At 59.6% G+C, this 24,137-nt stretch carries 15 protein-coding genes; 5 read left to right on the forward strand and 10 right to left on the reverse strand.

Features of this window, described 5'->3' with window-relative positions:
* Positions 1–17 precede the first annotated feature (17 nt).
* The 6 genes from ACWKWM_RS06930 to ACWKWM_RS06955 all read right to left on the reverse strand — a co-directional run bounded on the left by ACWKWM_RS06930 (position 18) and on the right by ACWKWM_RS06955 (position 10,914).
* Positions 18–1,511, reverse strand: coding sequence for an efflux transporter outer membrane subunit (locus ACWKWM_RS06930; RefSeq protein WP_483845425.1), 1,494 nt, complete (start codon positions 1,509–1,511; stop codon positions 18–20).
* Positions 1,508–4,615, reverse strand: a complete 3,108-nt coding sequence (locus tag ACWKWM_RS06935; protein ID WP_483845426.1) for an efflux RND transporter permease subunit — start codon at positions 4,613–4,615, stop codon at positions 1,508–1,510. The genes ACWKWM_RS06930 and ACWKWM_RS06935 overlap by 4 nt, the downstream gene beginning before the upstream one ends.
* A gap of 142 nt (positions 4,616–4,757) precedes the next feature.
* Entirely contained in the window at positions 4,758–7,853 is a 3,096-nt protein-coding gene (locus ACWKWM_RS06940; RefSeq protein WP_483845427.1) for an MdtB/MuxB family multidrug efflux RND transporter permease subunit, read from the reverse strand.
* On the reverse strand, positions 7,850–9,184 hold the full coding sequence (locus tag ACWKWM_RS06945) for an MdtA/MuxA family multidrug efflux RND transporter periplasmic adaptor subunit (RefSeq protein ID WP_483845631.1): 1,335 nt from the start codon (positions 9,182–9,184) through the stop codon (positions 7,850–7,852). Before ACWKWM_RS06945 ends, ACWKWM_RS06940 begins: the two co-directional genes overlap by 4 nt.
* A gap of 200 nt (positions 9,185–9,384) precedes the next feature.
* Positions 9,385–9,885 (reverse strand): thiol peroxidase, encoded by a 501-nt coding sequence (gene tpx / locus ACWKWM_RS06950; RefSeq protein WP_483845428.1) that lies wholly within the window; start codon positions 9,883–9,885, stop codon positions 9,385–9,387.
* 111 nt (positions 9,886–9,996) lie between these two features.
* Positions 9,997–10,914 carry a LysR family transcriptional regulator gene (locus tag ACWKWM_RS06955; protein WP_483845429.1) on the reverse strand — a complete coding sequence of 306 codons (918 nt, stop codon included), beginning with the start codon at positions 10,912–10,914 and terminating at the stop codon, positions 9,997–9,999.
* 145 nt (positions 10,915–11,059) lie between these two features.
* On the opposite strand from ACWKWM_RS06955, the gene ACWKWM_RS06960 reads away from it, so the two are divergent.
* Complete coding sequence (locus ACWKWM_RS06960) at positions 11,060–12,055, forward strand: aldo/keto reductase (RefSeq protein WP_483845430.1); 996 nt, start codon at positions 11,060–11,062, stop codon at positions 12,053–12,055.
* A 270-nt stretch (positions 12,056–12,325) separates the two neighbouring features.
* Here the strand turns inward: ACWKWM_RS06960 and ACWKWM_RS06965 are convergent, their stop codons facing one another.
* From ACWKWM_RS06965 to ACWKWM_RS06975, 3 genes are all read right to left on the reverse strand, one after another.
* Complete coding sequence (locus ACWKWM_RS06965) at positions 12,326–16,009, reverse strand: translocation/assembly module TamB domain-containing protein (protein ID WP_483845431.1); 3,684 nt, start codon at positions 16,007–16,009, stop codon at positions 12,326–12,328.
* Positions 16,010–16,014: 5 nt separating this feature from the next.
* The gene (locus ACWKWM_RS06970) at positions 16,015–17,745 is read right to left on the reverse strand and encodes an autotransporter assembly complex protein TamA (protein ID WP_483845432.1); all 1,731 of its coding nucleotides are present in this window, start codon (positions 17,743–17,745) and stop codon (positions 16,015–16,017) included.
* Positions 17,746–17,813: 68 nt separating this feature from the next.
* Positions 17,814–18,464 (reverse strand): GNAT family N-acetyltransferase, encoded by a 651-nt coding sequence (locus tag ACWKWM_RS06975; RefSeq protein WP_483845433.1) that lies wholly within the window; start codon positions 18,462–18,464, stop codon positions 17,814–17,816.
* Between the two features lie 214 nt (positions 18,465–18,678).
* Here ACWKWM_RS06975 and xthA point away from each other — a divergent pair, with 214 nt between their 5' ends.
* Both xthA and ACWKWM_RS06985 read left to right on the forward strand, forming a co-directional pair.
* On the forward strand, positions 18,679–19,491 hold the full coding sequence (xthA, locus tag ACWKWM_RS06980; RefSeq protein ID WP_483845434.1) for an exodeoxyribonuclease III: 813 nt from the start codon (positions 18,679–18,681) through the stop codon (positions 19,489–19,491).
* Between the two features lie 243 nt (positions 19,492–19,734).
* Entirely contained in the window at positions 19,735–21,084 is a 1,350-nt protein-coding gene (locus ACWKWM_RS06985; RefSeq protein ID WP_483845435.1) for a substrate-binding domain-containing protein, read from the forward strand.
* A gap of 176 nt (positions 21,085–21,260) precedes the next feature.
* Here ACWKWM_RS06985 and ACWKWM_RS06990 read toward each other — a convergent pair whose 3' ends face one another.
* A complete protein-coding gene (locus ACWKWM_RS06990) occupies positions 21,261–22,493 on the reverse strand; it encodes an acyl-CoA dehydrogenase (RefSeq protein ID WP_483845436.1) in 1,233 nt (410 codons plus the stop codon).
* A gap of 158 nt (positions 22,494–22,651) precedes the next feature.
* Between ACWKWM_RS06990 and ACWKWM_RS06995 the strand changes: the two genes are divergently transcribed.
* Both ACWKWM_RS06995 and ACWKWM_RS07000 read left to right on the forward strand, forming a co-directional pair.
* Entirely contained in the window at positions 22,652–23,581 is a 930-nt protein-coding gene (locus ACWKWM_RS06995) for a LysR family transcriptional regulator (protein ID WP_483845437.1), read from the forward strand.
* A 145-nt stretch (positions 23,582–23,726) separates the two neighbouring features.
* Positions 23,727–24,134 carry a MerR family transcriptional regulator gene (locus tag ACWKWM_RS07000; protein WP_483845438.1) on the forward strand — a complete coding sequence of 136 codons (408 nt, stop codon included), beginning with the start codon at positions 23,727–23,729 and terminating at the stop codon, positions 24,132–24,134.
* The last annotated feature ends 3 nt before the right edge of the window (positions 24,135–24,137 follow it).

The following is a 24,137-nucleotide window of genomic DNA, read 5'->3' on the forward strand; positions in this document are numbered from 1 at the left end:
AGCCAGCCACCATACGCTTAGCGCTCCGAAACGCTCGGGGACGGGTTCTCCAGTCCGGTTTGGGCATTCCATCCCCCGCCCAGTGCTGCGATCAATTGCACGCTGGCAATCAGACGACTTTGCAACACATTCAGCACGCTGCGCTCGTTGCTCAATGCTGTCGTCTGCACGTTGACCACGTCGAGGTAGCCGATCAGGCCGGCCTTGTACTGGTTGTTAGTCAAACGCAGGGATTCGCGCGCGGCGGCCAATGCCTCGGCACGAACCCCCGCCTCGTCCTCGTAGACTTTGAGCTGGACCATGTAGTCCTCGACCTCGCGAAAGCCGTCGAGAACCGTCTGACGATACTGCGCCACGGTCTGGTCGTAGACCGCTTCGGTGCGGTCAACTTCAGCCGCGCGCTGCCCGCCGTCGAACAAAGTCATGGCCAGTTGCGGCCCTACTGACCAGAAGCGATTGGGCAGACTGATCCAGTTGGACACCGTGCTGCTGCTATAGCCGCCGGACATGCTTAGAGTCAGGTCGGGGTAATACGCCGCCTTCGCGACACCGATGTTGGCGTTGGCCGACATCACCGAACGTTCGGCGGCCGCGATGTCAGGCCGTCGCTCAAGCAACTGCGACGGCAGCTGCACTGGAATCTGCGGCAGCAGCGGGATGTCTTTGCTGATCGCCAGATTGAAGTTGGCCGGTGCCAGGCCCATCAGCACGGCAATCGCGTTCTCAAATTGCGCCCGTTGCCAGGCCAGATCGATCAGATCCGCCTGGGTGCTCTTAAGCTGGGTTTGTGCCAGCGCCACCGCATCGCGGCCGGAAATGCCGGCGCGGTACTGGTTTTGCGTGAGGGTGAGTGAACGCTGATAGGCATCGACCGTCGCTTCGAGCAGGCGCTTTTGTTCGTCGATTACCCGCAATTGCAGGTAGTTCTGCACCAGCTGCGATTGCAGGCTCAGTTGCATCGACGCCAGATCGGCGAGGCTGGCCTGGGCACTGGCCCGGTCGGCCTCAAGACCCCGGCGCAGCTTGCCCCAGACGTCGGCTTCCCAGCTGACACCCAATTGCGTGCTGTAGGTATCACGAATCCCGCTGCTGGAACTGCTCAGGCTGGAGCTGGAACTGCCGGTGCCCTGGCTGGATCGGGTTTTCCCGGCGCTGAGGTCCAGCGTGGGGAAGAACGCCCCGCGAGAACTGCGCACCAACGCTTGGGCTTGCCGGTATTGGGCTTCGTACTGCGCGACAGTCTGGTTGGAGCGATTGAGTTGTTCCACCAGGCCATTGAGCTGCGGGTCGTTGTAGACCTCCCACCACGCGCCACGGCTGAACGCATCACTGGGGTTGGCCTGGGTCCAACCCTGGGCCTGCTTGAATTGCGCCGGTGCCGGCATGTCTGGCTTTTGATAATCCGGGCCGACAGCGCAGCCGCCCAGCAGCAACGCGCACAGGCCGATGCCCAAGCGCCGCTTGAGGGCGTGGGTCCGCTGTTGCAGGGAGGGGTGCAAACGATCGGTCATAGCGGAGTTTCCAGGGCAGCATCGGTCCGCACGCCGCGCCATTTGTTGACGCGATGGCGCAGGCGGTCGAGATAAAGATAAACAACGGGTGTGGTGTACAGGGTCAGTATCTGGCTGAGGATCAGGCCGCCGATGATGGTCAACCCCAGTGGGCGACGCATTTCTGCGCCCTCGGCGCTACTGAGCAACAGCGGCACGGCGCCGAGAATGGCCGCCAGCGTGGTCATCAAAATGGGCCGCAAGCGCTGCAGACAGGCATGGCGGATCGAATCCAGCGGGGTCATGCCGTCTTCGCGCTCCAGCTGCAGCGCCAGGTCGATCATCATAATCGCGTTCTTCTTCACCACCCCGATCAGCAGGAACAGCCCCAGCAGCGAAATCAGGCTGAACTGCCCACCCGTGAGGTAGATGCTGAGCAGCGCGCCAACCCCCGCCGACGGCAGTGTCGAGAGAATCGTCAGCGGGTGGACGTAGCTTTCATACAGAATCCCCAGCACCAGATACACCGCCACCAACGCGCCAAGAATCATCCACGGCTGACTTTTCTGAGTGGCGGCGAACGCATCGGCGGTGCCCGCCATTTTCGCGATCACGCCTTCGGGCAAGCCCACGGCGGCAACCGCGCGCTCGATGGCGGTGGTCGCCTGATCCAGCGACACGCCTTCGGCCAGGTCGAACGAGATATTGTCCGACGCAAACTGGCCGTCATGCACCACGCGGTCGTCTTCCAGGCTGCGCTCGTAATGGGCGATGGTCGACAGCGGGACCCTCGCGCCAGAGGCCGTGATCACCTGCACCTGCTCAAGCGTCGCCGGGTCCTGGGCGTATTTCGGATTGACCTCCATCACCACCTGATACTGGTTAAGCGGGTCATAGATGGTCGACACCTGACGCTGGGCGTAGGCGTTGTTGAGCACGGTGGTAACCATGTTCATGTCGATGCCCAAACGCTTGGCGGCATCGCGATCAACGATCAGGGTCACTTGCTGGGTGCCGCCGCCGTCGTTGGCGTCAATCGCAGTCAGCTCTTTAACTGATTTGAGCGCCGCGACCACTTTCGGATACCACACGCGCAACGTGTCCAGATCGCCGCTTTGCAGGATGTACTGGTACTGCGAGCTGGTCTGCTCTCGGCCGCCGCCCAGTTGCAAGTCCTGATCCGGCTGCAGAAACAAGCGCCCGCCCGGCACTTTGGGCATTTCCTTGCGCAGGCGCTCAACTACCGCTTCAGCGCCGATGCCACGTTCCTGGATCGGTTTGAGGCGCACGATGATGAACGCGTTGCCGGTGCCGCCGTTGCCGCCGATGAAACCGGCAACGCTTTCTACGGCCGGGTCCTTGAGAATCGCGTCGCGGTAAATGTCCATCTTCGGCTGCATGACCGAGAACGACAGGCCGTTGTCACCTCGGACATAGCCCATTAATTGCCCGGTGTCCTGCTGCGGCAGAAAGGTCTTGGGCACCACGATGTACAGCGCGATGTTGACGCCCACGGTGATCAGCAACGTCAGCACCGTCAGACGTCGATGCTTCAACGCCCAACCGAGACTGCGGTCGTAAGCCGCCACCATGCGGTCATTGACCCGCTGGCTCCAGCGCTGCAAACGGTTTTCCTGGCCCGGCACATGGGGCTTGAGCCAGCGTGCACAGAGCATCGGCGTGAGGGTCAGGGACACCAGCAGCGACACCACGATCGACGCCGACAGGGTGATCGAGAATTCCCGAAACAGGGTTTCGACCAATCCGCCCATGAACAGGATCGAGATGAACACCGCCACCAGCGACACGTTCATCGACAGCAGCGTGAAACCCACTTCCTGGGCGCCCAGAAACGCGGCCTGCATCGGCGGCACGCCCTTGTCGATGTGCCGGGAAATGTTTTCCAGCACCACGATGGCGTCGTCCACCACCAGACCCGTGGCGAGAATCAGCGCCATCAGCGACAGGTTGTTCAGGGAGAAGCCGAACAGGTACATGATCGCGAAGGTGCCGACCAGCGACACCGGCACGGCAAGCGTGGGGATCAACGAGGCGCGGAAATTCCCGAGGAAAGCGAACACCACCAGGATCACTAGCACTACGGCGATCAGCAGGGTCATTTCCGCTTCGTGCAGCGTGGCTTTGATCACCGGAGAGCGGTCCATCGCAAGGTCCAGCTTGACGCTGGCTGGCAACACCGCCTGCAACGCCGGCAACTGCGCCTTGATGCTGGCGACGGTTTCAATGATGTTGGCCCCCGCCTGACGGTTGATGACCAGCAGCACGGCGGCGTTTTCGTTGAAAAACCCGGCGTTGTAACGGTCCTCGACCGAATCCCGGACACTGGCTACATCCTTCAAACGCAACGCCGCGCCGTTGTCGTAGCGAATGATCAGTGACTCGTAATCCTTGGCTTTTTCCAGCTGGTCGTTGGCCTGAACCTGCCAATTGTGCTGGGCATCTTCCACCGAGCCTTTAGGGCGGCGAACGTTGGAACCGGTGATGGTCTTGCGCACGTCGTCCAGCGACACGCCGTACTGATCGAGCATTTTCGGTTCCAGCTCGATACGCACCGCTGGCAACGAACTGCCACCGATCTGCACTTCTCCCACGCCTGTCACCTGAGACAGGCTTTGCGACAGGATGGTCGAGGCCAGGTCATAGAGCTGGCCTTTCTCGAGCACGTCCGAGGTCAGCGACAGCACCATGATCGGCGCCTGCGACGGGTTGACCTTCTTGTAGGTCGGCATGCTGCGCATCCCGCTGGGCAACAGGCTGCGCGCGGCGTTGATCGCGGCCTGCACTTCCCGCGCGGCACCATTGATGTCGCGGTCCAGGTCGAACTGCAAAATGATTCGCGTGGTGCCCTGACTCGAGCGGCTGCTCATGGTGTTGACCCCGGCGATGACACCGAGGGAACGCTCAAGCGGCGTCGCGACACTGGACGCCATGATTTCCGGGCTGGCACCTGGCAACGATGCCGTGACCACAATCACCGGGAAATCCATGTTCGGCAGCGGCGAAACAGGCAGCAGCCCGAAGCTCATGCCGCCCAGCAGCATGATTGCCAGGCTCAGGAGCATGGTCGCCACCGGCCTTCTAATGAACGGCCCTGAGAGGTTCATGGGCGACAGCTCCATGCCTGGAAGCAGCCACAAGCTTCAAGCTTCAAGCTGCGCGTGAGAGCAAAAGCAAAAGCAAAAGCAACGGCCCCCGCAGTCCCGCTTCTAGTTTGCGGCCTGAAGCTTGGCGCTTGCAGCTGGCCCGTCACAGCGCTTCCTCGGCCTTCGGTTGACGCGCAAACCTGCGCCCCAACCGATCAAAGTACAAATAAATGACGGGCGTGGTGAACAGCGTCAACACCTGGCTCACCAGCAAACCACCGACCATCACCAGACCCAGCGGCTGGCGCAGTTCGGCACCTGAGCCGGTGGCGAACATCAGCGGAATGGCGCCGAACAGCGCAGCGAGCGTGGTCATCAGAATCGGCCGGAAGCGCAGCAGCGCGGCTTCGTAAATGGCGGTTTCAGGGTCGACACCCCGGTTGCGTTCAGCGTCGAGGGCGAAGTCGATCATCATGATCGCGTTCTTCTTCACGATGCCGATCAGCAGGATGATGCCGATGATCGCAATCATCCCAAGGTCATTGCCGCTGAGGATCAACGCCAGCAAGGCGCCAATCGCCGCCGAGGGCAATGTCGACAGAATGGTGATGGGGTGAATGTAGCTTTCGTACAACACGCCCAACACGATGTACATCGTCACGACCGCCGCCAACACCAGCAGCAGCGTGCTCGACAGCGAGGCCTGGAAGGCTTCGGCCGCGCCCTGGAACTGCGTCTGCACGCCCACCGGCATGCCGATGTCTTTCTGCACCTGATCGATGATTTCCACGCCCTTGCCCAGCGCCACACCTTCGGCCAGGTTGAACGACATCATCACTGCCGGGAACTGACCGATATGGGCGATAGCCAGTTGCGCCTGACGCTGCTCGACTTTGGCAAGGCTCGACAGCTTGACCTGACCGCCGTCGGTGGTCTTGACGTGAATCTGCTCCAGCGCCTGCGGGCCAATTTCATTGCCCGCTGCGGCTTGAAGCACCACGCGGTACTGGCTGGCCTGGGTATAAATGGTCGAAATCTGCCGCTGGCCGAAGGCGTCGTACAGCGCGTCGGTGATATTGGCAACCGTGACCCCGAGACGGCTCGCGGCATCACGGTCGATGTTCAGAAACACCTGCAGCCCTTTGTCCTGCAAGTCGCTGGCGACGTCGGTCAACTCAGGACGCTGCTGCAACGCCTCCACCAGCTTGCCGCTCCACTCGGCGAGCAGTTCGTTGTCCGGCGACGACATGCTGAACTGGTACTGGGTGCGGCTGACCCGATCCTCGATGGTCAAATCCTGCACCGGCTGCATGTACAGGCGAATGCCCGCCAGATCGGCAAGCTGCGGCTGCAAGCGCAAGATTACTTGGGCGGCCGACAGGTCACGCTGCCCATGGGGCTTGAGGTTGATCAGGAATCGGCCGCTGTTGAGCGTGGCGTTGTCGCCATCGACCCCGATGTAGGACGACAGGCTCTGCACCGCAGGGTCCTGAAGGATGATTTTGGCCAACGACTGCTGACGCTCGCTCATGGCGGCGAACGACACTGACTGCGGCGCTTCGGAAATCCCCTGGATCACGCCGGTGTCCTGCACCGGGAAGAAGCCTTTTGGCACGGCCAGATACAGCAAAACCGTGATGCCCAGCGTTGCGACTGCTACCAGCAGTGTGAGCGGCTGATGCTTGAGTACCCAGCGCAAACCCCGGCCGTAGCCAGAAATCAGCCAGTCAATCCATGCACCACTGGCGCGATAGAAGCGGCCTTGGTCTTCTGCTTTGGGTTCGCGCTTGAGCAGGCGCGCGCACATCATCGGCGTCAGTGTCAGGGACACCACCAGCGAGATCAGGATCGCCACCGCCAGGGTGATCGCGAATTCGCGGAACAAACGGCCTACAACGTCGGCCATGAACAGCAACGGAATCAGCACCGCAATCAGCGAAATGGTCAGGGAAATCAGGGTAAAACCAATCTGCTTCGCGCCCTTGAGCGCTGCCTGCAGCGGAGTCTCGCCCTCCTCCAGATGCCGGGAAATGTTCTCCAGCATGACGATGGCGTCGTCCACCACAAAACCGGTGGCGATGGTCATGGCCATCAGGGTCAGGTTATTGACCGAAAACCCGGCCAGGTACATCACGCCGAAGGTGCCGATCAACGACAGCGGCACCGCAATCGACGGAATGATCGTGGCGCTGAAACGGCGCAGGAACAGGAACGTCACCAGCACCACCAGCACTACGGCAATCAGCAGCTCGTGCTGAACATCCGTGACCGATGCGCGAATGGTCTGGGTGCGGTCCGTCAGCACCGTGACGTCCAGCCCGGCGGGCAGGTTATCGGTGATGCTCGGCAACAGCGCCTTGATCCGGTCAACCACGTCAATCACGTTGGCGCCGGGCTGACGCTGAATGTTCAGCAGCACTGCCTGGTTTTCATTGGCCCATGCAGCGAGACGATCGTTTTCGGCGCCGTCGACGATTTCAGCCACATCTTTGAGGCGCAGCGGGCCGCCGTTGGCGTAGGCCAGGATCAGGTTGGCGTATTCCTCGGGCGACTTGAGCTGGTCATTGGCGTCCAGCATCGAAACTCGGGTCGGGCCGTCGAAGTTACCTTTGGGCGTGTTGACGTTGGAGGCTGTGATCAGCGTGCGCACGTCGGCCAGGTTCAGACCATTGGCGGCCAGCGCGTCCGGGTTGACCTTGATGCGCACCGCCTGACGCTGACCACCGGCAATGCTGACCATGCCGACGCCACTGATCTGCGCGATCTTCTGCGCCATGCGCGTATCGACCAAATCATTGAGTTTGGGCAGGAGCATGGTTTTGGAAGTGATGGCCAGGGTCAGCACCGGGGTATCCGCCGGGTTGACCTTGTTGTAAACCGGTGGCGCGGGCAAATCGGTAGGCAACAGATTAGTCGCGCCGTTGATCGCGGCCTGCACTTCCTGCTCCGCCACGTCCATGTTGATGTCGAGGCTGAAACGCAGGGTAATCACTGACGCGCCGCCGGAACTGGTGGACGCCATCTGCGTCAGCCCCGGCATTTGCCCGAACTGGCGCTCAAGGGGTGCGGTTACCGCACTGGTCATCACTTGCGGGCTGGCGCCAGGGTACAGCGTCATCACGCGGATGGTGGGATAATCCACCTGTGGCAGCGCGGAAACCGGCAACAGCGTGTAGGCGATCAGACCGCAGAACACGATCGCCAGCATGCTCAGCGTGGTCGCGACCGGCCTCAGGATGAACAGGCGTGACAGGTTCATACGTCGCCTTTCTTCACGGCGCCGATGCCAGCCGATTCAGACGACTGCTTGGAGGGTTGGCCTTGCAGGTGCTGGCCCGGGGTGACCGGCACCTCTTTGCTGTCATTGACCACTTCGACGTCGCTGCCGTCCTTCAAGCGGTCGGTGCCTTCCAGTACCACCCGGTCGCCTGCCGCCAGGCCTTCAGTGATGACGGTCGAGGTCTCGTCGCTTGCGCCGGTTTTAAGAGCGCGGACCTTGACCTTCTTGTCGCCTTCCACGACGTAGACGAACGTGCCGTTCACGCCGAACTGCACCGCAGCGGTCGGCACCAGCACCACTTGTCTTAAGGTGTCGGCACGCAGGCGGACATTGACGAACTGGTTGGGGAACAGCACTTCGTCCTGGTTATCGAAGCGCGCCTTGAATTTCAGAGTGCCGGTGGTGATGTCGATCTGGTTGTCCAGGCTGGCGAGCACGCCGGTGGATTGCAGCTTCACGTCGCCGCGATCCCAGGCCTCTACCGGCAGATTGTCACCGCTGCGATACCGGCTGATTACTGCCGACAGGTCTTTTTCCGGCAGCGTGAAATTGACGGTGATCGGTTTGGTCTGGGTGATGACGGCCAGTGCGGTGGTGTCGTTGGCGGCGACGAGGTTGCCGACGTCCAGTTGGCGCAGGCCGATACGCCCCGAGATCGGTGCGCGAATCCTGGCGAAATCCAGATTCAGCTTGGCATCGCCGACTGCGGCCTGATTGGTCTTGATGGTGCCCTGGTATTGGCCGACCAGGGATTCGGCGGTGTCCAGGGTCTGCTTGGCGATGCTGTCTTCTTTATACAAGCCGCGATAGCGCTCGACGTCGGTCTGTGCGTTCTTGAGCAGCGCCTGGTTTTGCATCAGCGTGCCCTCGGCCTGCTGCAAAGCGATCTGGTAGCTGCGCGGGTCGATTTCCGCCAGCAGGTCTCCGGCCTTGACCAGTTGCCCTTCCTGGAAGTTGAGCTTGACCAGTTCCCCCGCCACGCGGCTGCGAACGTTGATGGTGTTCATCGCGGTCACGGTGCCGAGCGCTTTGTAGTAGATCGGAAAATCGCCCGTGGTCGCGGCGGCCACACGCACTGGAATCGGCCCCGTTGCGCCGCCGAAGCCCGGACGGTTGGCGACGGTTTTGCCGCCGGCCTTGCGGCCAACGCCCTGAGGTGCCGCGTCAACGTGGGCGGTACTGCCATTTTGCGTAGTAGAGCTGGGCCAGAACCACCAGCACAGCCCTGCAATGATCACCAAAACCAACAGGCTGATCAGCCAGCGACGGGAGTTACGAGGGCCAGACGATTGCATGTATAAATCAACCAGTGTGCGCGTGAGCGTCTTCGGGAGGCTGAACAATAAGCACAGATAGGGCCTGAGCAAAGTGGCTTTACCGGCAATTTACCTAGGGCTTACTTCGTTAAGGTGCTGAAGCATAAATAGAAACGGCCTGATCAGGTCAGGCCGCCATGTATTGCTGTTTGTTGCCGCTTAACTGCGCAGCTGTTAAATGCGCAGCAGGCAAGTTACTTCAATACGGCCAGCGCTGCATCGTAGTCAGGTTCCTGGCCGATTTCAGGCACCAGTTCGCTGTGCAGCACTTTGTTGTCTTCGTCCAGCACAACCACCGCGCGGGTAGTCAGGCCAGCCATCGGGCCGTCTGCGATAGCCACCCCGTAGGTTTCCATGAAATCGGCGCCGCGCATGGTGGAGAGGTTTTTCACGTTTTCCAGGCCTTCGGCACCACAGAAGCGCGCCTGGGCGAATGGCAGGTCAGCGGAGATGCACAACACGACGGCGTTGGTCAGATCGTTGGCCTGGGCATTGAATTTACGCACCGACGTGGCGCAGGTCGGGGTGTCGACGCTTGGGAAAATGTTCAGCACCTTGCGCTTGCCGGCGAAGGTTTCCAGCGTTACGTCAGCCAGATCGCCACCCACCAGTGTGAACGCAGGAGCGGTGCTGCCGACCTGGGGCAATTCACCTTTGATCTGAACCGGGTTACCACGACGAGTCACTTGAGCCATGAGCTGAGTCCTTATTCTGGGTTGCCGTTGGGCAGGTTTGGAAAACCGGAAGTTAACCACGAAAGCGCGTCGCCACCTACGCCCTGGCGCGATTTTGTTTGGCCACTACGGTCAGTTATCGAGCTTATCCAACAGCCCCGGCCGACCACACAATTCAACCAGCCAGTCGATAAACACCCGCACCCGCCGCGACAGGTGTCGATGAGCAGGATACAAGGCGGTCAGTGGCAACCGCGGTTGAGCATAGCCGCCCAGCACTTCAATCAGTGCGCCGCTGCGCATGGGTTCGGCGGCGTGGTAATACGGAGTCTGTACCAGGCCATAACCGGCTTCGCACGCCGCGAGATAACCATCGGCGCTGTTGATCGACAAGGCTTTGGGCATGCTGAATTCCTGCTCCTTGCCGTCGATGATGAACTCCAGTCCATAGCGTTTGTTGGAGCCGCTGGCGAAGTATTCGATGACTTTGTGCTGCACCAAGTCATCGAGCGTCAACGGCGTGCCATGCCGTCGCAGGTATTCGCGGCTGGCGCAGACCACTTGGCGCATCTGGGCCAACGGTCGGGCCACCAACGAATGATCCAGCGACTGACCGCCCCGAACTACACAATCGACGCCCTCGCGGATCAGGTCCACCGGCCGGTCCGTCATGCCTACTTCCAGCTCGATCTGCGGATAGCGGTCGGTGAATTCAGGCAGCGCACGCATCACGATCAGGCGCCCGAAGCCTGCCGGAATGTCGATTCGCAAAACCCCTTTGGGCGCACTGCCGATGGCGGACAAGGCATTTTCGGTTTCTTCCAGGTCGCTGAGCAGCGAAACGCAGCGCTGGTAATAAGCCTGGCCGTCGAGGGTCGGGCTGACGTGGCGGGTGGTGCGCTGCAGCAATTGCACGCCCAGATGGGCTTCAAGCTGCTTGATCAGGATGGTGACAGAGGCCCGCGGCAGGTGCAGGTCATCGGCCGCTTTGGCAAATCCACCGAGTTCGACGATGCGCGTGAACGCCCGCATGGCATTGAATTTGTCCAAAGCGCCTCCTGAAGGTTTATCGAGCGTTCTTTATGTAGAAATTCAAAACAGTGAAAGCACTTTTAACCGGTTTATCCTGAATCTGTCGAGGGTGACAATGACTGGCCTTCTATTTGAACACCCCCTATTCCACAAGGATTCCTTCATGCAAACGCGTCAACTCGGCAAGAACGGACCTCAAGTGTCAGCCATCGGCCTGGGCTGCATGGGCATGACCGATTTCTACACCACCGGCACAGATACTCAGGAAGCCATCGCGACAATTCATCGCGCGCTTGAGTTGGGCGTGACCTTGCTCGACACCGCCGACATGTACGGACCGCATACCAATGAGGAGCTGATCGGCAAAGCGCTGAAAGGCAAACGCGATCAGGTGTTTCTGGCGAGCAAGTTCGGCTTCGTTCGCGACCCCAACGACGCCAGCGCGCGGGGCGTCAACGGCAGCCCGGAATACATTCGCAGCGCCATCGAAGGTACGTTGCAGCGGTTGCAGATCGAAACCCTCGATTTGTACTACCAGCACCGTATCGACCCGCAGATTTCGGTCGAGGAATCAGTTGGCGCCATGGCGCAGCTGGTAAAAGAAGGCAAGGTTCGTTATCTGGGCTTGAGTGAAGCCTCGGCCGCTACTCTGGAACGGGCGCAAACCGTGCACCCGATCACCGCCCTGCAAACCGAGTATTCGCTGTGGAGTCGCGATCCTGAGGAAAATGGCGTGCTGGAGGCTTGTCGTCGATTGGGCATTGGATTTGTTCCCTATAGCCCGCTTGGCCGGGGCTTCCTGACAGGCACTCTGAAAAGCCCTGACGATTTTGCTGCCGATGACTACCGTCGCAACAGCCCGCGCTTTCAGGGCGAGAACTTTGCCAGGAACCTCTTGCTGGTTGAAAAGGTGCAGAAACTGGCGACCGACAAGGGCGTCACTGCCGGGCAACTGGCGCTGGCGTGGGTCTTGGCTCAGGGAAACGACGTGGTGCCAATTCCGGGGACCAAGCAGCGCAAATACCTGCAAGAGAACGTCGCAGCGCTGGATATCGAATTGAGCGCTGAGGAGCTCAAAGCGCTGAAAGATTTGTTCCCGGTAAGTGCGATAGCGGGTGAACGGTATACCGAGGCGTCGTTGAAATTGGTGAACGGCTGAGGGGTGACCAGCAGCTAATTCCGTCCTTTGGATCGTCTCGCCAACAAGTTGGCTCCTACAGATTGAGATCGGCGCTGCCCTGTAGGAGCGAACTTGTTCGCGAGGCGTCCTGAATGAAACACCGCAACAACCGCCTCGCCAACAAGTTGGCTCCTACAGATAAAGATCGGCGCTGCCCTGTAGGAGCGAACTTGTTCGCGAGGCGTCCTGAATGAAACACCGCAACAACCGCCTAGCCAACAAGGTGACTCCTACAGGTTGAGGCATTCGTCAGAAATCCCGTTTGTAGAAGATATCCAGCGAACTTGCTACACCGCCCGCCACTTCCAGATACACCTTCTTGCTCAGCAGATAACGCAACGTCAGGGTGTTGGCCGGCTCGAACACGCCAAGGCCGTAACGCAAACTGAGCTTGTCTGTGATCTTGCCGCTGGCCACGACTGCCGTAGTATCGCCGCTGCCGGAAGTGTCCAGTTCGAAGTCCTTGATACCCAGATCAGTCGCCAACTTGCCTGCGGTCGAAGAACTCCCTGCCAACCCGAGTGCCAAGGCTGCCTGCGCCATCATGTTGTTGTCTTCGCCATTGGTGCTTAAAGGACGTCCCAGCACCAGATACGACAACGCCTGCTCCTGACTCATCGCCGGCTCCGAAAACACCACGGTGGTCGGCTGCTCGGCGCTGCCCGTCAATCTGATGCCAGCAATGATGTCATCGGTCTGGCGGATGGCTTCAATGTCCAGATACGGCTGATCGATGGGGCCTGCAAACAACAGGCGCGCCTTGCGAATCGTCAGGCGCTGACCATAAGCCCGGTAGCGTCCGTCGTTCAAATTCAGCTCACCTCGAGTGTCGAGGTTATCGCCGATGTGTACCTGCCCTGCCAGATTGGCAGTCAGACCAAAGCCGGTGAACGTCAGCTTGTCCTTGCCCACTTCAACGTCGATGTCCATGGCGATCGCCATAGGTGGTTTGCCCGCTTTAGTTTGCTGGCCAACGATCACCGTGTCATCGGACACCTTGACCGTAGACGGCGGAAGTTGCCGGATGACGATGTCGCCGGTCGGGATTAACACTTTGCCCGACACCGCCAGCTTGTCGCCCTGCAGGGTAATCTTCAGATCCGGCGCAGCTTCCAGTTTGGCGTAGGGCTCGACTGTAATCGGCAGACGCGAACCCTTCAGGCTCAGATCCACATTCAGTGCCTGCGCCCAAGCCACTTGCCCGGCCAGCGTACCCTGCCCGTTCGGACCACTGCTCCAGCGCCCCTGCAACTGAACGCTTTCCCCTGCAATGAGCGCCTGGACGTTGAGTTTTTCCAGGCTGACAGGCAGTTCCGGCCCAAAGACCTCGCCATCGCTCAACACCACGCTGCCGTTGACCTGCGGCGCCAGTAAACCGCCCGAAATCCGACCGTTGCCGTTCAGACGACCGTTGAGCTTGTCCACCACGGGCACGAAAGGCCGCGCCACCGAGACGTCAAGACCGCTGAGCGTGAACGCGCCATTGATAGTCTTGTCCTTGGCCAGAGGATCGATGGTCGCGTTGAGCTGCAACGAACCCAATTTGCCGCCGCGGAAGTCCAGGTTCGCATCCACCCGCTTGGGCTTGAAGGTGCTGGTGAGCTTCAGACTTTCATAAGGGAAGTCCAGCCACTCTTGCTTCTCGCGCACACGCAACGTGCCGCCGCTGGCATCCACCATGATTTGTCCGTTGGGACCTGAGGCCGGCAGATCCAGTTGCACGTCGGCATTGAGCGCGCCCTTCCAGGCAAAATCCTTGGGCAGCCATTGCGCCAGACTGTCCAGCGGGAACTGCTTGAGGTGATAGCGCAAGCGGGGCTCGGGCATCAGGCGTTGGTCTTCACCACACAAACTGGCAGACCCTGACAGCCAGCAATGGGCGCCAAAATTGATCTTTCCGTCCGCCAGTCGTTCCAGCTTCGCTGGCTGTTGCAGACGCCAGTCCTGGCCACCTGTCTGGATATCGCCGCTGGCCAGCCTGCCGCGCCAGTTGCCTTTGTCCAGATTGCCGTCCAGCGCCAGTGCCAGCTTGAGCAAAGGACCTTGCAGGTCCAGCTTGACCTGCTGGCGTTTGATGTCGCCTTGGCCATTAACGCTTAATGTGCCCAGCGCCGTGTCACCGACGTTGATGCCAATGGTTTTCAAGTCGATGACTGCACTCTGCGCAGCATCCAGCTTGGCCGTGAGTGCGAGGGTTTGCAGGCGATTGTTTTCGAATGCCAGTTGAGAGCCCTGCAATGCGAACTGCCCTTGCGGCGCCTGCACGGTGCCCGCCAGATCGAGACGGCCTTTAGCCTGCCCTTGTAAACCTGGCCACAATTGGCCCAGCCGTGGCAAGTTCAAATCCAGCTGCGCGACAAGCTTCTGCTGCAGGCTGCCGGCGCCCTGAATGCGGTTGTCGCCCAAGCGGATTTCCAGCGCGCTGACGTTCCATTTATCTGCGGCGCCATCGGCTTTGGCCTGCAGCACCGCAGGCTGACCGCGCAGGCGGCCTTTCAGATCGAGGTCTGCGTTGAGGTTCAACTGCCCGTTTTTGAAAGAGCCTTTGCTGCGCAACGGTCCGGCGAGCGTGCCGGGCAGTTCTGCCACCCAATACGAGGGATCGAAGGCACTCAGGTCCAGCGCGGTGTCCCAGGCAATGCCGTCGGCAAACTGCAGGTTCAGATGACCGCTCGCTTTGCCTTTGCCGGCAATCAACTCCAATTGAGGCAGGAAGACCTGCTGCAAATCACCACTGAACGGACTGTTGAGGCTGAATGGGCCTGCGGGGCCTGTGAAATCGCCCGCGAAGTTGCCCAGATACTTGCCATCCGTGTAGGAAATTTCTCCGTTGAACGTATGGACTTTGACGTCTGGCTCGGCGATCACCGGGTAGAGGCGATGCCAGGGGAAGTCCAGCCAGTCAATTTTCGCGTCCGCACGCACGCCGTTCTGCCAGTCGAGCTTGCCGCTGAGTTTGAGTCGCTGCTCAGCGCTGGAACCGAGATCCAACCCGTCGATTTCAGCCCCTTTGGCGTCCACCCGCCCCTGTAAAGCCAAGGCGATGGGGCCTTGCTCGGCGGGCAGGCTGGCGTTACCCAGGATCGCGTAACCACCGGCAAGATCACCTTTGGCATTGAGCGTCAGTTGATTGAGTTGCAGCGTGTCCGGCAGCTCAGCGGCTGGCTTGAACTGTTCGGAGGTGATGGTGATTTCGGCCGGCAGATTATCCGCCAGCGGTTGCAGCTCGCCGACCAGCTTTGCGTCGATGTATCCGCTGCTTTGCGCGTTGAGCTTAAGGGTTTTCAGCAAGTCGCCGTCGATGTTCAGCGCCAGCGAAAGCGGCTGACCCGCCACCGGTGGCAATTGCAAGTGGCCTTGGGCGGTCAGTGGCCAGTCAGCCTGAGGCTTGAGCAATCCGGTGAGGTCGAGTATCAGATCATCGCGTTGCAGATGCGCCGAGTCGATCTTCAAGCCGTCGGGGGTCCAGTGCGCCGCGAGCTTCAAGTCTCGCAGTTGCTCGGCACCATCAAGCACCACACTGCCGATCTGCACGTCGCCCAACTCAATGGCTAAAGGGATTTTCAGATCGGGCAAGGTGATCGGGCCGCTGGGGGCTGCGTCGGTCGAGGGCGCAAAGCGCAGGCGGATGTCGCCCGCTTTAAGGGTGTCGATGCACAGGGTCATGCGCGTCAGGCAGCCCGGAGACCAATCGAATACCGGCGCATCGACCTCGACCCGGTTAGCGCCCTGCTCCCAGGTCAGGTGATCGGCGCTCCAAAACCCGCCGAGTCGGCCGTTGAAATTCTCCAGCTGCAACCCCGGCACCAGACCGAGCGCCCAGCGACTGCCAGCCTGCGTACCCAGCACCACGCCGACACTGGCCACCAGCAATACCAGAAGCGAAACAAGGGTGATCGCGGCAATGATCGCGAAGCGTTTTAGCCGTGCCATGTTCGTCACAATTCAGGTCCCATCGAGAAGTGCAGACGAATGCCGCCGTCATCATCCAGTGCATGGGCGAGATCAAGGCGCAACGGCCCGACCGGAGACACCCAGCGAATACCGATACCGACGCCTGTTTTCAGGCTCGGCAGTTCAAGGCTGTTGAAAGAGTTGCCTTGGTCGATGAAGGTCGCCACACGCCACTTTTCAGCAATCGAATACTGATACTCAGCGCTGGCGGTGACCATGTAGCGTCCGCCGATCTTGTCGCCGTCGGAGTTTTCCGGCGACAGCGACTGGTAGTCGTAACCGCGCACGCTCTGGTCTCCACCGGCGAAAAAACGCAGCGATGGCGGGATCGACTTATAGCCGTTTGTAGCGGTGCCGCCGACCTGGACCCGGCCGAGGAATCGATGGTTGTCCCACAACGTGGTCAGCCCTTTGACCAAAGCGGTGCCGTGGACCACGTTGGCGTCGGAACCCAAGCCCTCTTTCGCCACCTGGGTGTCGAACTGCAACCGATAGCCGTTATGGGGATCGATGCGGTTGTCGCTGCGCAGGTAGGAATAACTGATACCGGGCATCAACAAGGTGCTCAACCCGGAGTCATCACCCAGACGATATTCTTCGCGTTGCCACTTGAGCGAAATCACCCGCTCCCACCCGCTGGGCAGCTTGCTGTGCCATTCCGGCCCTACCGTCAGCAGCTTACTCAGACTGTCGGTGTCGGCAATTTCTTCGTACTGATAGCCGCCCGCGAACCGCAGTTTGTCGGTCAAGGGCGGATCGAGAGGAATGTCGTACCACAAGCCGACGTTCTGACGAGGGGCCGACAACTCCATTTCAGCGCCATAGCTGTGGCCTTGCGGATTGACCCAGTGCCGGGTCCAGTTGGCTTTGGCACGAGGACCAACGTCGGTGGAATAACCCAGGCCAAGCCCCATGGTGCGCGGCTTGCGGGTTTCGAGCTGGACCACCACCGGAATCACCTGCCCTTGAGCGGACGTGGGCGTGGCATCGACTCGCACGCCCTCGAAATAACCGCTGGCCTGCATGGCCTGATTCAGTTCGGCGATCAGCTCTGAGTCGTAAGGCGTGTTTTCCTTGAACGGCACCATGCGTTTGAGCAGGTCGTCGTCGAACGGCGCGTCGCCGCTGAAGGATACTTTGCCCAGCGAGAAGCGCGGGCCGCTGTCGTAGATCAGTTCGATGTCGGCCACGCCTGCGCGCGGGTCCACCGACAAGCGCTGGCTGGTAAACCGGCCGTTGAAAAAGCCATAGCGGGCGGCCTGATTCTGGATCAGACGCTTGGCGTCTTCGTAGTGCCCGTGATTGAGAACGGCGCCGGTCTTCAACGCATCGCTTTTGGGAACCCGAAAGGCCTTGAGCTGGCTGGCAGGCCCGTCGATGCGCAGCACGATATTGCGCAAATGGATCGGTTCGCCGGGCTGCACGTTGAGGATCAACTGCGGCGTGTTGCCCGAGGTTTTGATTTGGGGTTCGATTTGCGCCTGATAGAAACCCAGCGCTTGAGCGGCCTTTTGCGCCTGCTCCACCGCGCCCACGCTGAATCGCTCGAGCGCCTGTTCGTCGCGGTCGCCCAAATCACCCACATACCCTTCGATATTGGACTTGAGCTCAGCGTTGGAAGGCTTGATCCGCACGTCCAGTTGATCGGCACCAAACGCCGTAACACTGGAGAACATAAGGAGAAAACCGCTGGTAACTTTGCTTGGAAACTTCATAGGCGCGAATGCTAGCACGAGCTGCGGGTTGAATTGGAACCACGCTGGATGTCAGAAATTTCCGGCGTTCAAGCCATCGCGCCCAGGGAAACCTGCGGATTTGGGTGGAAGAACACATGCTCGCGGATCGGCCCTACGGCCACCTCGCCTATTTCCTCATAGCCCTGTCGTTTATAGAACTCAAGATAATGGGCATTGCCGGTATCGAGGACGATGCCTTGGGAATGTTCGTCCACTGCGCACCAGTCATGCAGGGCATCGAGCAACTGCTCGCCGTAATGCTGACCCTGGAAATCCGGATGAATGCCCAGCAGCGGCAATACGTGCACCGAGTCCGATGGCAGACACGCCAGTACTGCGTGGTAGTACTCCAGATAGCGTTGTGTGCAGCGCAGCCCGGTACTCATGATCATCCGCAAACGCCAGGCCCAACTCTCGGTGATCCCAAGGCGCCGTGACGGCGGCGCAATCAGTGCAACCCCGATCAGGCGGTCATCGACGAACAGCCCCAGCGCGGGCATGTCCTGCAGAAAATGCTGTTTGACCAGTTCACGCACGGTGGCGCGCACCCGATGTTCGTAGCCAGAGCGCCCAGACTCAAAGAGGTAGGCAAAACTCGGCTCATGCCGGTACGCCTGATACAACACCGAGCGCGCCTCGCGGGAATAACCGCTGTCCAGTTGGCGGATTTGCGCGGGTGCATGGGCAGATTCGGGCATGGGTAAAACCTCGTGATGACGACGCGCCGTGTGCAAGCAGCGTCTTGGCTATCCGCTTGGAGTCAGCGCTGATGATGACAGTTCAGGCTAATTTCGCCTGGCTTTCATTGAGCGTAGCAGCCGCCCTGCCCGCCAACGCCTGACGACCCTGCGCTGGCCCTGGCGCCGAAGGTCAGCTAGCATCGCGTTTTGCTTTTTGCCAGGACTGCCGCCTATGAAAATTGTGTCTTTCAACATCAATGGCCTGCGCGCCCGTCCGCATCAGCTGGCGGCGCTGATCGAAAAACATCAACCGGACGTCATTGGCCTGCAGGAAACCAAGGTTTCCGACGAGCAATTCCCTCAAGCAGAAATAGAAGCCCTCGGCTACCACGTTCACTTTCACGGACAGAAAGGCCACTACGGCGTTGCGCTGCTGTCGCGACTGCCGCCCATTGCATTGCACAAGGGCTTTGACACCGACGACGAAGAGTCACAGAAGCGCTTCATCTGGGGCACCTACGCCGACCGCAACGGCGTTCCGGTGACCGTCATGAATGGCTATTTCCCCCAAGGGGAAAGCCGCGACCACCCAACCAAATTTCCCGCCAAACAACGTTTCTATGCCGATCTGCAGCAACTGCTGGAGACCCGCTTCAGCAATGATCAGGCGCTGGTAGTGATGGGCGACGTCAACATTTCCCCCGAAGACAGCGACATCGGCATCGGCCCGGACAACGCCAAGCGCTGGCTGAAAACCGGCAAATGCAGCTTTCTGCCGGAAGAGCGCGAGTGGATGGGCAAACTCAAGAGCTGGGGCCTGGTGGACAGCTTTCGTCATCTGTACCCGGAAGTGATCGACCAGTTCAGCTGGTTCGACTACCGCAGCCGCGGCTTCGAGGATGAACCCAAGCGTGGCCTGCGCATTGATCTGATCATGGCGTCCCACGGGTTGCAGCCCCGGATCAAGGCCGGTGGTGTGGATTACGATCTGCGCGCCATGGAAAAGCCTTCGGATCATGCGCCGATCTGGCTTGAGTTGAGCTGAAGTCCTGCAGCGGCTTATTCGACACACTAAAGACCTATGTGAGAACGGACCTGTCTGCGAAGAGGATTCATCAGACCCAATATAGGCGTCTGATGCGCCTTCCCCTTCGCGGACAGGTCCGCTCCCACGTGTATCGTTGATAGGCCCAATTGTGTTGGCACTCGAAAACCGGGCTGTCACATAGCAGTCACCTGTCCGTCTTATTCTCTCGGCATTTCCGCCAATTAGAAGAAGATGTCGCAGATGCTGCGCACGTTATGCATACGAACTTTCCACGCGTTGCTGATCGGCACATTGCCGCTGGCAGCTTTTGCTGCGTTGCCCCTTCCGGCCGACGGGTCGCCGGCATTGCGGATCCAGGGTTCCAACACCATCGGCGCGCAACTTGGGCCCGCACTCGTTGAAGGCCTGATGGCTGAGCAAGGTGTGCTCTCCATCGAAAAACGTCCCGGTCCACACCCCAACGAGACACGCGTTACTGGCCGCACAAGTGCAGGGCAGACTGTCATCGTCGAAGTAGCGGCCCATGGCTCCAGCACCGGTTTTAGTGCGTTGAAGGGCAACGCTGCCGATCTGGCGGCTTCCTCGCGCCCCGTAAAAGAAAGCGAAATCAAAGAACTGGCCGGTGTCGGTGATCTGAAAAGTCATGACGCCGAACAGGTCATCGCCATCGATGGCGTTGCAGTCATTTTGCATCCGAACAATCCGCTACGGGCATTGAGCATCACTCAGTTGGCGCAGGTATTTTCCGGCGACATTCAGGACTGGCAACACCTAGGGGGCGCTGCGGGGCCCATTCATGTGTACGCCCGGGATCAACAGTCCGGCACTTACGACACCTTCAACGAGCTTGTTTTGTCCAAAAACGGAAAATCCCTGGTGCGTGATGCCAAACGCTTTGAGTCCAGCGAGCAATTGTCAGACGAAGTCAGTCAGGACCGTCTAGGCATTGGTTTTATCGGCCTGCCCTACGTGCGACGGGCCAAGGCATTGGCAATTATCGATGGCGATTCCAAGCCCATGCTGCCAACGGTTGGTTTGATTGCCACCGAGGACTATCCACTCTCGCGGCGTTTGTATTTCTACCTGCCCCCGCAGTCCGGCCAGCGCTGGGCCAAAGCCCTGGTGCGTTTCACGCAGAGCCCGGCAGGTCAGGCCATCGTGGCGAACAGCGGTTTTGTCTCGCAGACGGTGCAAACGGTCAAGGTGCGAGCGACCCCGGAAATGCCAGCGCAGTACCAAAACCTGACTCGTCAGGGTGAACGGCTCTCGGTAAATTTTCGCTTTGCCCAAGGCAGCGCCGCGCTGGACAACAAGGCCAGGCTGGATGTGCAGCGTGTGGTGAATTATTTGAAAGAGCATGATCAGCTCAACCAACGGGTCACACTGGTCGGCTTTGGTGATGCGAAAGATGACTCCGCCAGAGCGCAACTGTTGTCCAAGTTGCGCGCAATGGCGGTGCGCCGTGAGTTGCTCAAAAGCAATGTGGTGTTGCGCGATGTGCTGGGCCTGGGCGATGAAATGCCAGTTGCTACCAACGAGGGTGATGAGGGCAGATTCAAGAACCGGCGGGTTGAGGTTTGGGTGGAGTGAATTGTGAATGGTGATGTGGAGACGAGCAATTTCCTGTGGGAGCGAACCTGTTCGGGAATGCGGTGTTCTGGGCGATAGAGACCCGCCGGATGTACGAGCCTCTTCGCGGACAGGTCCGCTCCCACGGGTTGTGTATCAGCCGTCCTTGACCAGTCGCAGGCTGCCCGGAACGCTATTTAGCGGTGTTCGCTGCGCATCATTTCCCTCGGCACGTATTTGCCGACTTCATGCTTGCCGATTGCTGCCCGGTGAACCTCATCCGGGCCATCGGCGAGTCGCAACGTACGCTGCATCGCGTACATATAGGCCAGTGGAAAATCACCTGAAACCCCCGCCCCACCATGGATCTGAATCGCTCGATCGATCACGCGCAACGCAACATTGGGCGCGACCACCTTGATTTGCGCGATCTCACTTTTGGCCACCTTGTTACCCACGGTGTCCATCATGTAAGCGGCTTTAAGAGTCAGCAGACGCGCCATGTCGATTTCCATGCGTGAGTCGGCGATCTTGTCGATATTACCGCCCAATCTCGCCAGCGGGCGACCGAATGCCGTGCGTTGCACCGAGCGTTTGCACATCAGTTCCAGCGCTCGCTCGGCCATGCCCACCGAGCGCATGCAGTGGTGAATACGACCAGGCCCAAGCCGCCCCTGAGCAATTTCAAAGCCGCGTCCTTCACCCAGCAGTACGTTTTCGTACGGCACGCGGACGTTTTCGAACAACACTTCTGCGTGACCATGGGGGGCATCGTCATAACCGAAGACCGGCAGCGGACGAACGATCTTCACCCCAGGCGTATCGGTAGGCACCAGGATCATCGAATGTTGTTGATGACGCGGGCCGTCCGGATCGCTTAAACCCATGAAAATCATGATCTTGCAGCGGGGATCGCAAGCGCCGGATGTCCACCATTTCCGTCCATTGATGACCCACTCGTCACCCTCTCGGGTAGCGCGGGCGGCCATGTTGGTGGCGTCTGACGATGCAACGTCTGGCTCGGTCATCGCAAAGGCCGAACGAATCTCGCCCCGCAGCAAGGGCTCCAGCCAGCGCTGTTTCTGGCTTTCGCTGGCATAACGTACCAACACTTCCATGTTGCCGGTGTCCGGCGCCGAACAGTTGAAGGGCTCGGGGCCCAATAGTGAGCGGCCCATGATTTCCGCCAATGGCGCATATTCAAGATTGGTCAAGCCGGCACCCAGCTCAGACTCCGGCAGGAACAGGTTCCACAGCCCTTCAGCTTTGGCCTTGAGCTTGAGCTCCTCCATGATTGCGGTCGGCTGCCAGCGATCGCCTTCGGTCACCTGACGTTCGAAGACAGGCTCTGCGGGATAGACGTAAGCGTCCATGAACGCCGTCACGCGCTCACGCAGCGCCTGAACCTTGGGGGAGTAAGCGAAATCCATGGGCAACTACCTTCTGGGAGGTTATTTAGGTCTTGCTGCCGATGCTAGAACACGCCTCACCATTTATCTAACCTATTCTCGGCGTGTATAAACATTCATAACCGATATATGATCGGGCGATTCAACCAAAATAAAAAAACAGCACGAGGCGCGCAGCAATGAACCTGAGCAAGGTCGATCTCAATCTCTTTATTGTCTTTGACGCCATCTACACCGAAGCCAACCTGACCCGCGCCGGTCAGATCGTCGGCATCACCCAGCCGGCAGTGTCCAACGCCCTGGCGCGCTTGCGTGAAACCTTCAACGACCCGCTATTCGTGCGAACCGCACAAGGCATGGTGCCCACGCCCATGGCGCAGAACATCATCGGCCCGGTGCGCAACGCGCTGTCGTTGCTGCGGGTATCAGTGCAGGAAAGCCGGATTTTCAACCCGCTGCAGGCTAACAAGAACTACCGCATCAGCATGACCGACCTCACCGAAGCGGTGATTCTGCCCTCGCTTTTTCAACGCTTGCGGCGTCTGGCGCCTGCGGTGGTCATTGAAAGCTTTCTGTCCAAACGACGTGAAACCACCAAAGAACTGGCCGCCGGCCGCCTGGATTTCGCCATCGATGCGCCGCTCAATACCGACCCACAGGTACGGCACGTCAAGCTGATGGAGGACAAATATGTCTGCGCCATGCGCAAGGGGCATCCGCTGGCCAGCAAGAACCCGATCACTCTCGACGATTACCTGGCCTTGACTCACATTCATATTTCCAGCCGCCGCGCCGGCCTGGGCCATGTTGACCTTGCGCTGGGCAAGATGGGCATTCAGCGCAAGATCGCCCTGCGCTCGCAGCATTATCTGATGGCCTCGCAAGTGCTGCAGCAGACCGACATGGTAATGACCGTCCCGGAGCGCTTCGCCCGTCGCAATGACCTGCATTATGTGTATCTGCCGGTGAACGATGTGCCGACGGTGGAAAGTCACCTGTACTGGCACGAAAGCACGGATCAGGACCCAGCCAACCGGTGGATGCGCGAGCAAATGATTGAGCTGTGCCAAGGGATCACGGCTCATGAACGCAAGCTCGAAAGTGCTTGAGTAGCGAATCGCATCCATCTGATTTAGATGGGTAATTAGTGGCCTAAAGGATAACAGTCGATGGTCCGACTGCATCCCTTGCTTGACGTTAACGTCAAGCGCGCCGTAGCTTAGCCTCTCGCTATCACGTCCGAGCCTTCCCTGCATGAGTACCCAGACATACAGCATTTCCGACCTCGCTCGCGAGCTGGACATTACCACCCGAACTATCCGTTTTTATGAAGAGCAAGGCATGCTAACGCCAGAGCGACGTGGGCTTGAGCGGGTTTACACTGGGCGCGACAAGGTCACGCTGAGGTTGATTCTGCGCGGCAAGCGCATTGGATTTTCGCTCGCGGAATGTCGGGATCTGATCGGTTTGTACGACCCGGAAGGTGGTAATCACAAGCAGCTCAACACCATGCTCGGCAAAATCACCGAACGACGCGCGCAGCTCGATCAGCAGCTGCTCGATATTCAGCAAATGCAACTTGAGCTGGATACCGCAGAAGAACGCTGCAAGATGGCACTCGGCAAAACTGAGCTAAATCAATCGATTAGCCCGCAAACCTAAAAT

The organism is Pseudomonas rosaeacicularis (assembly GCF_057128745.1).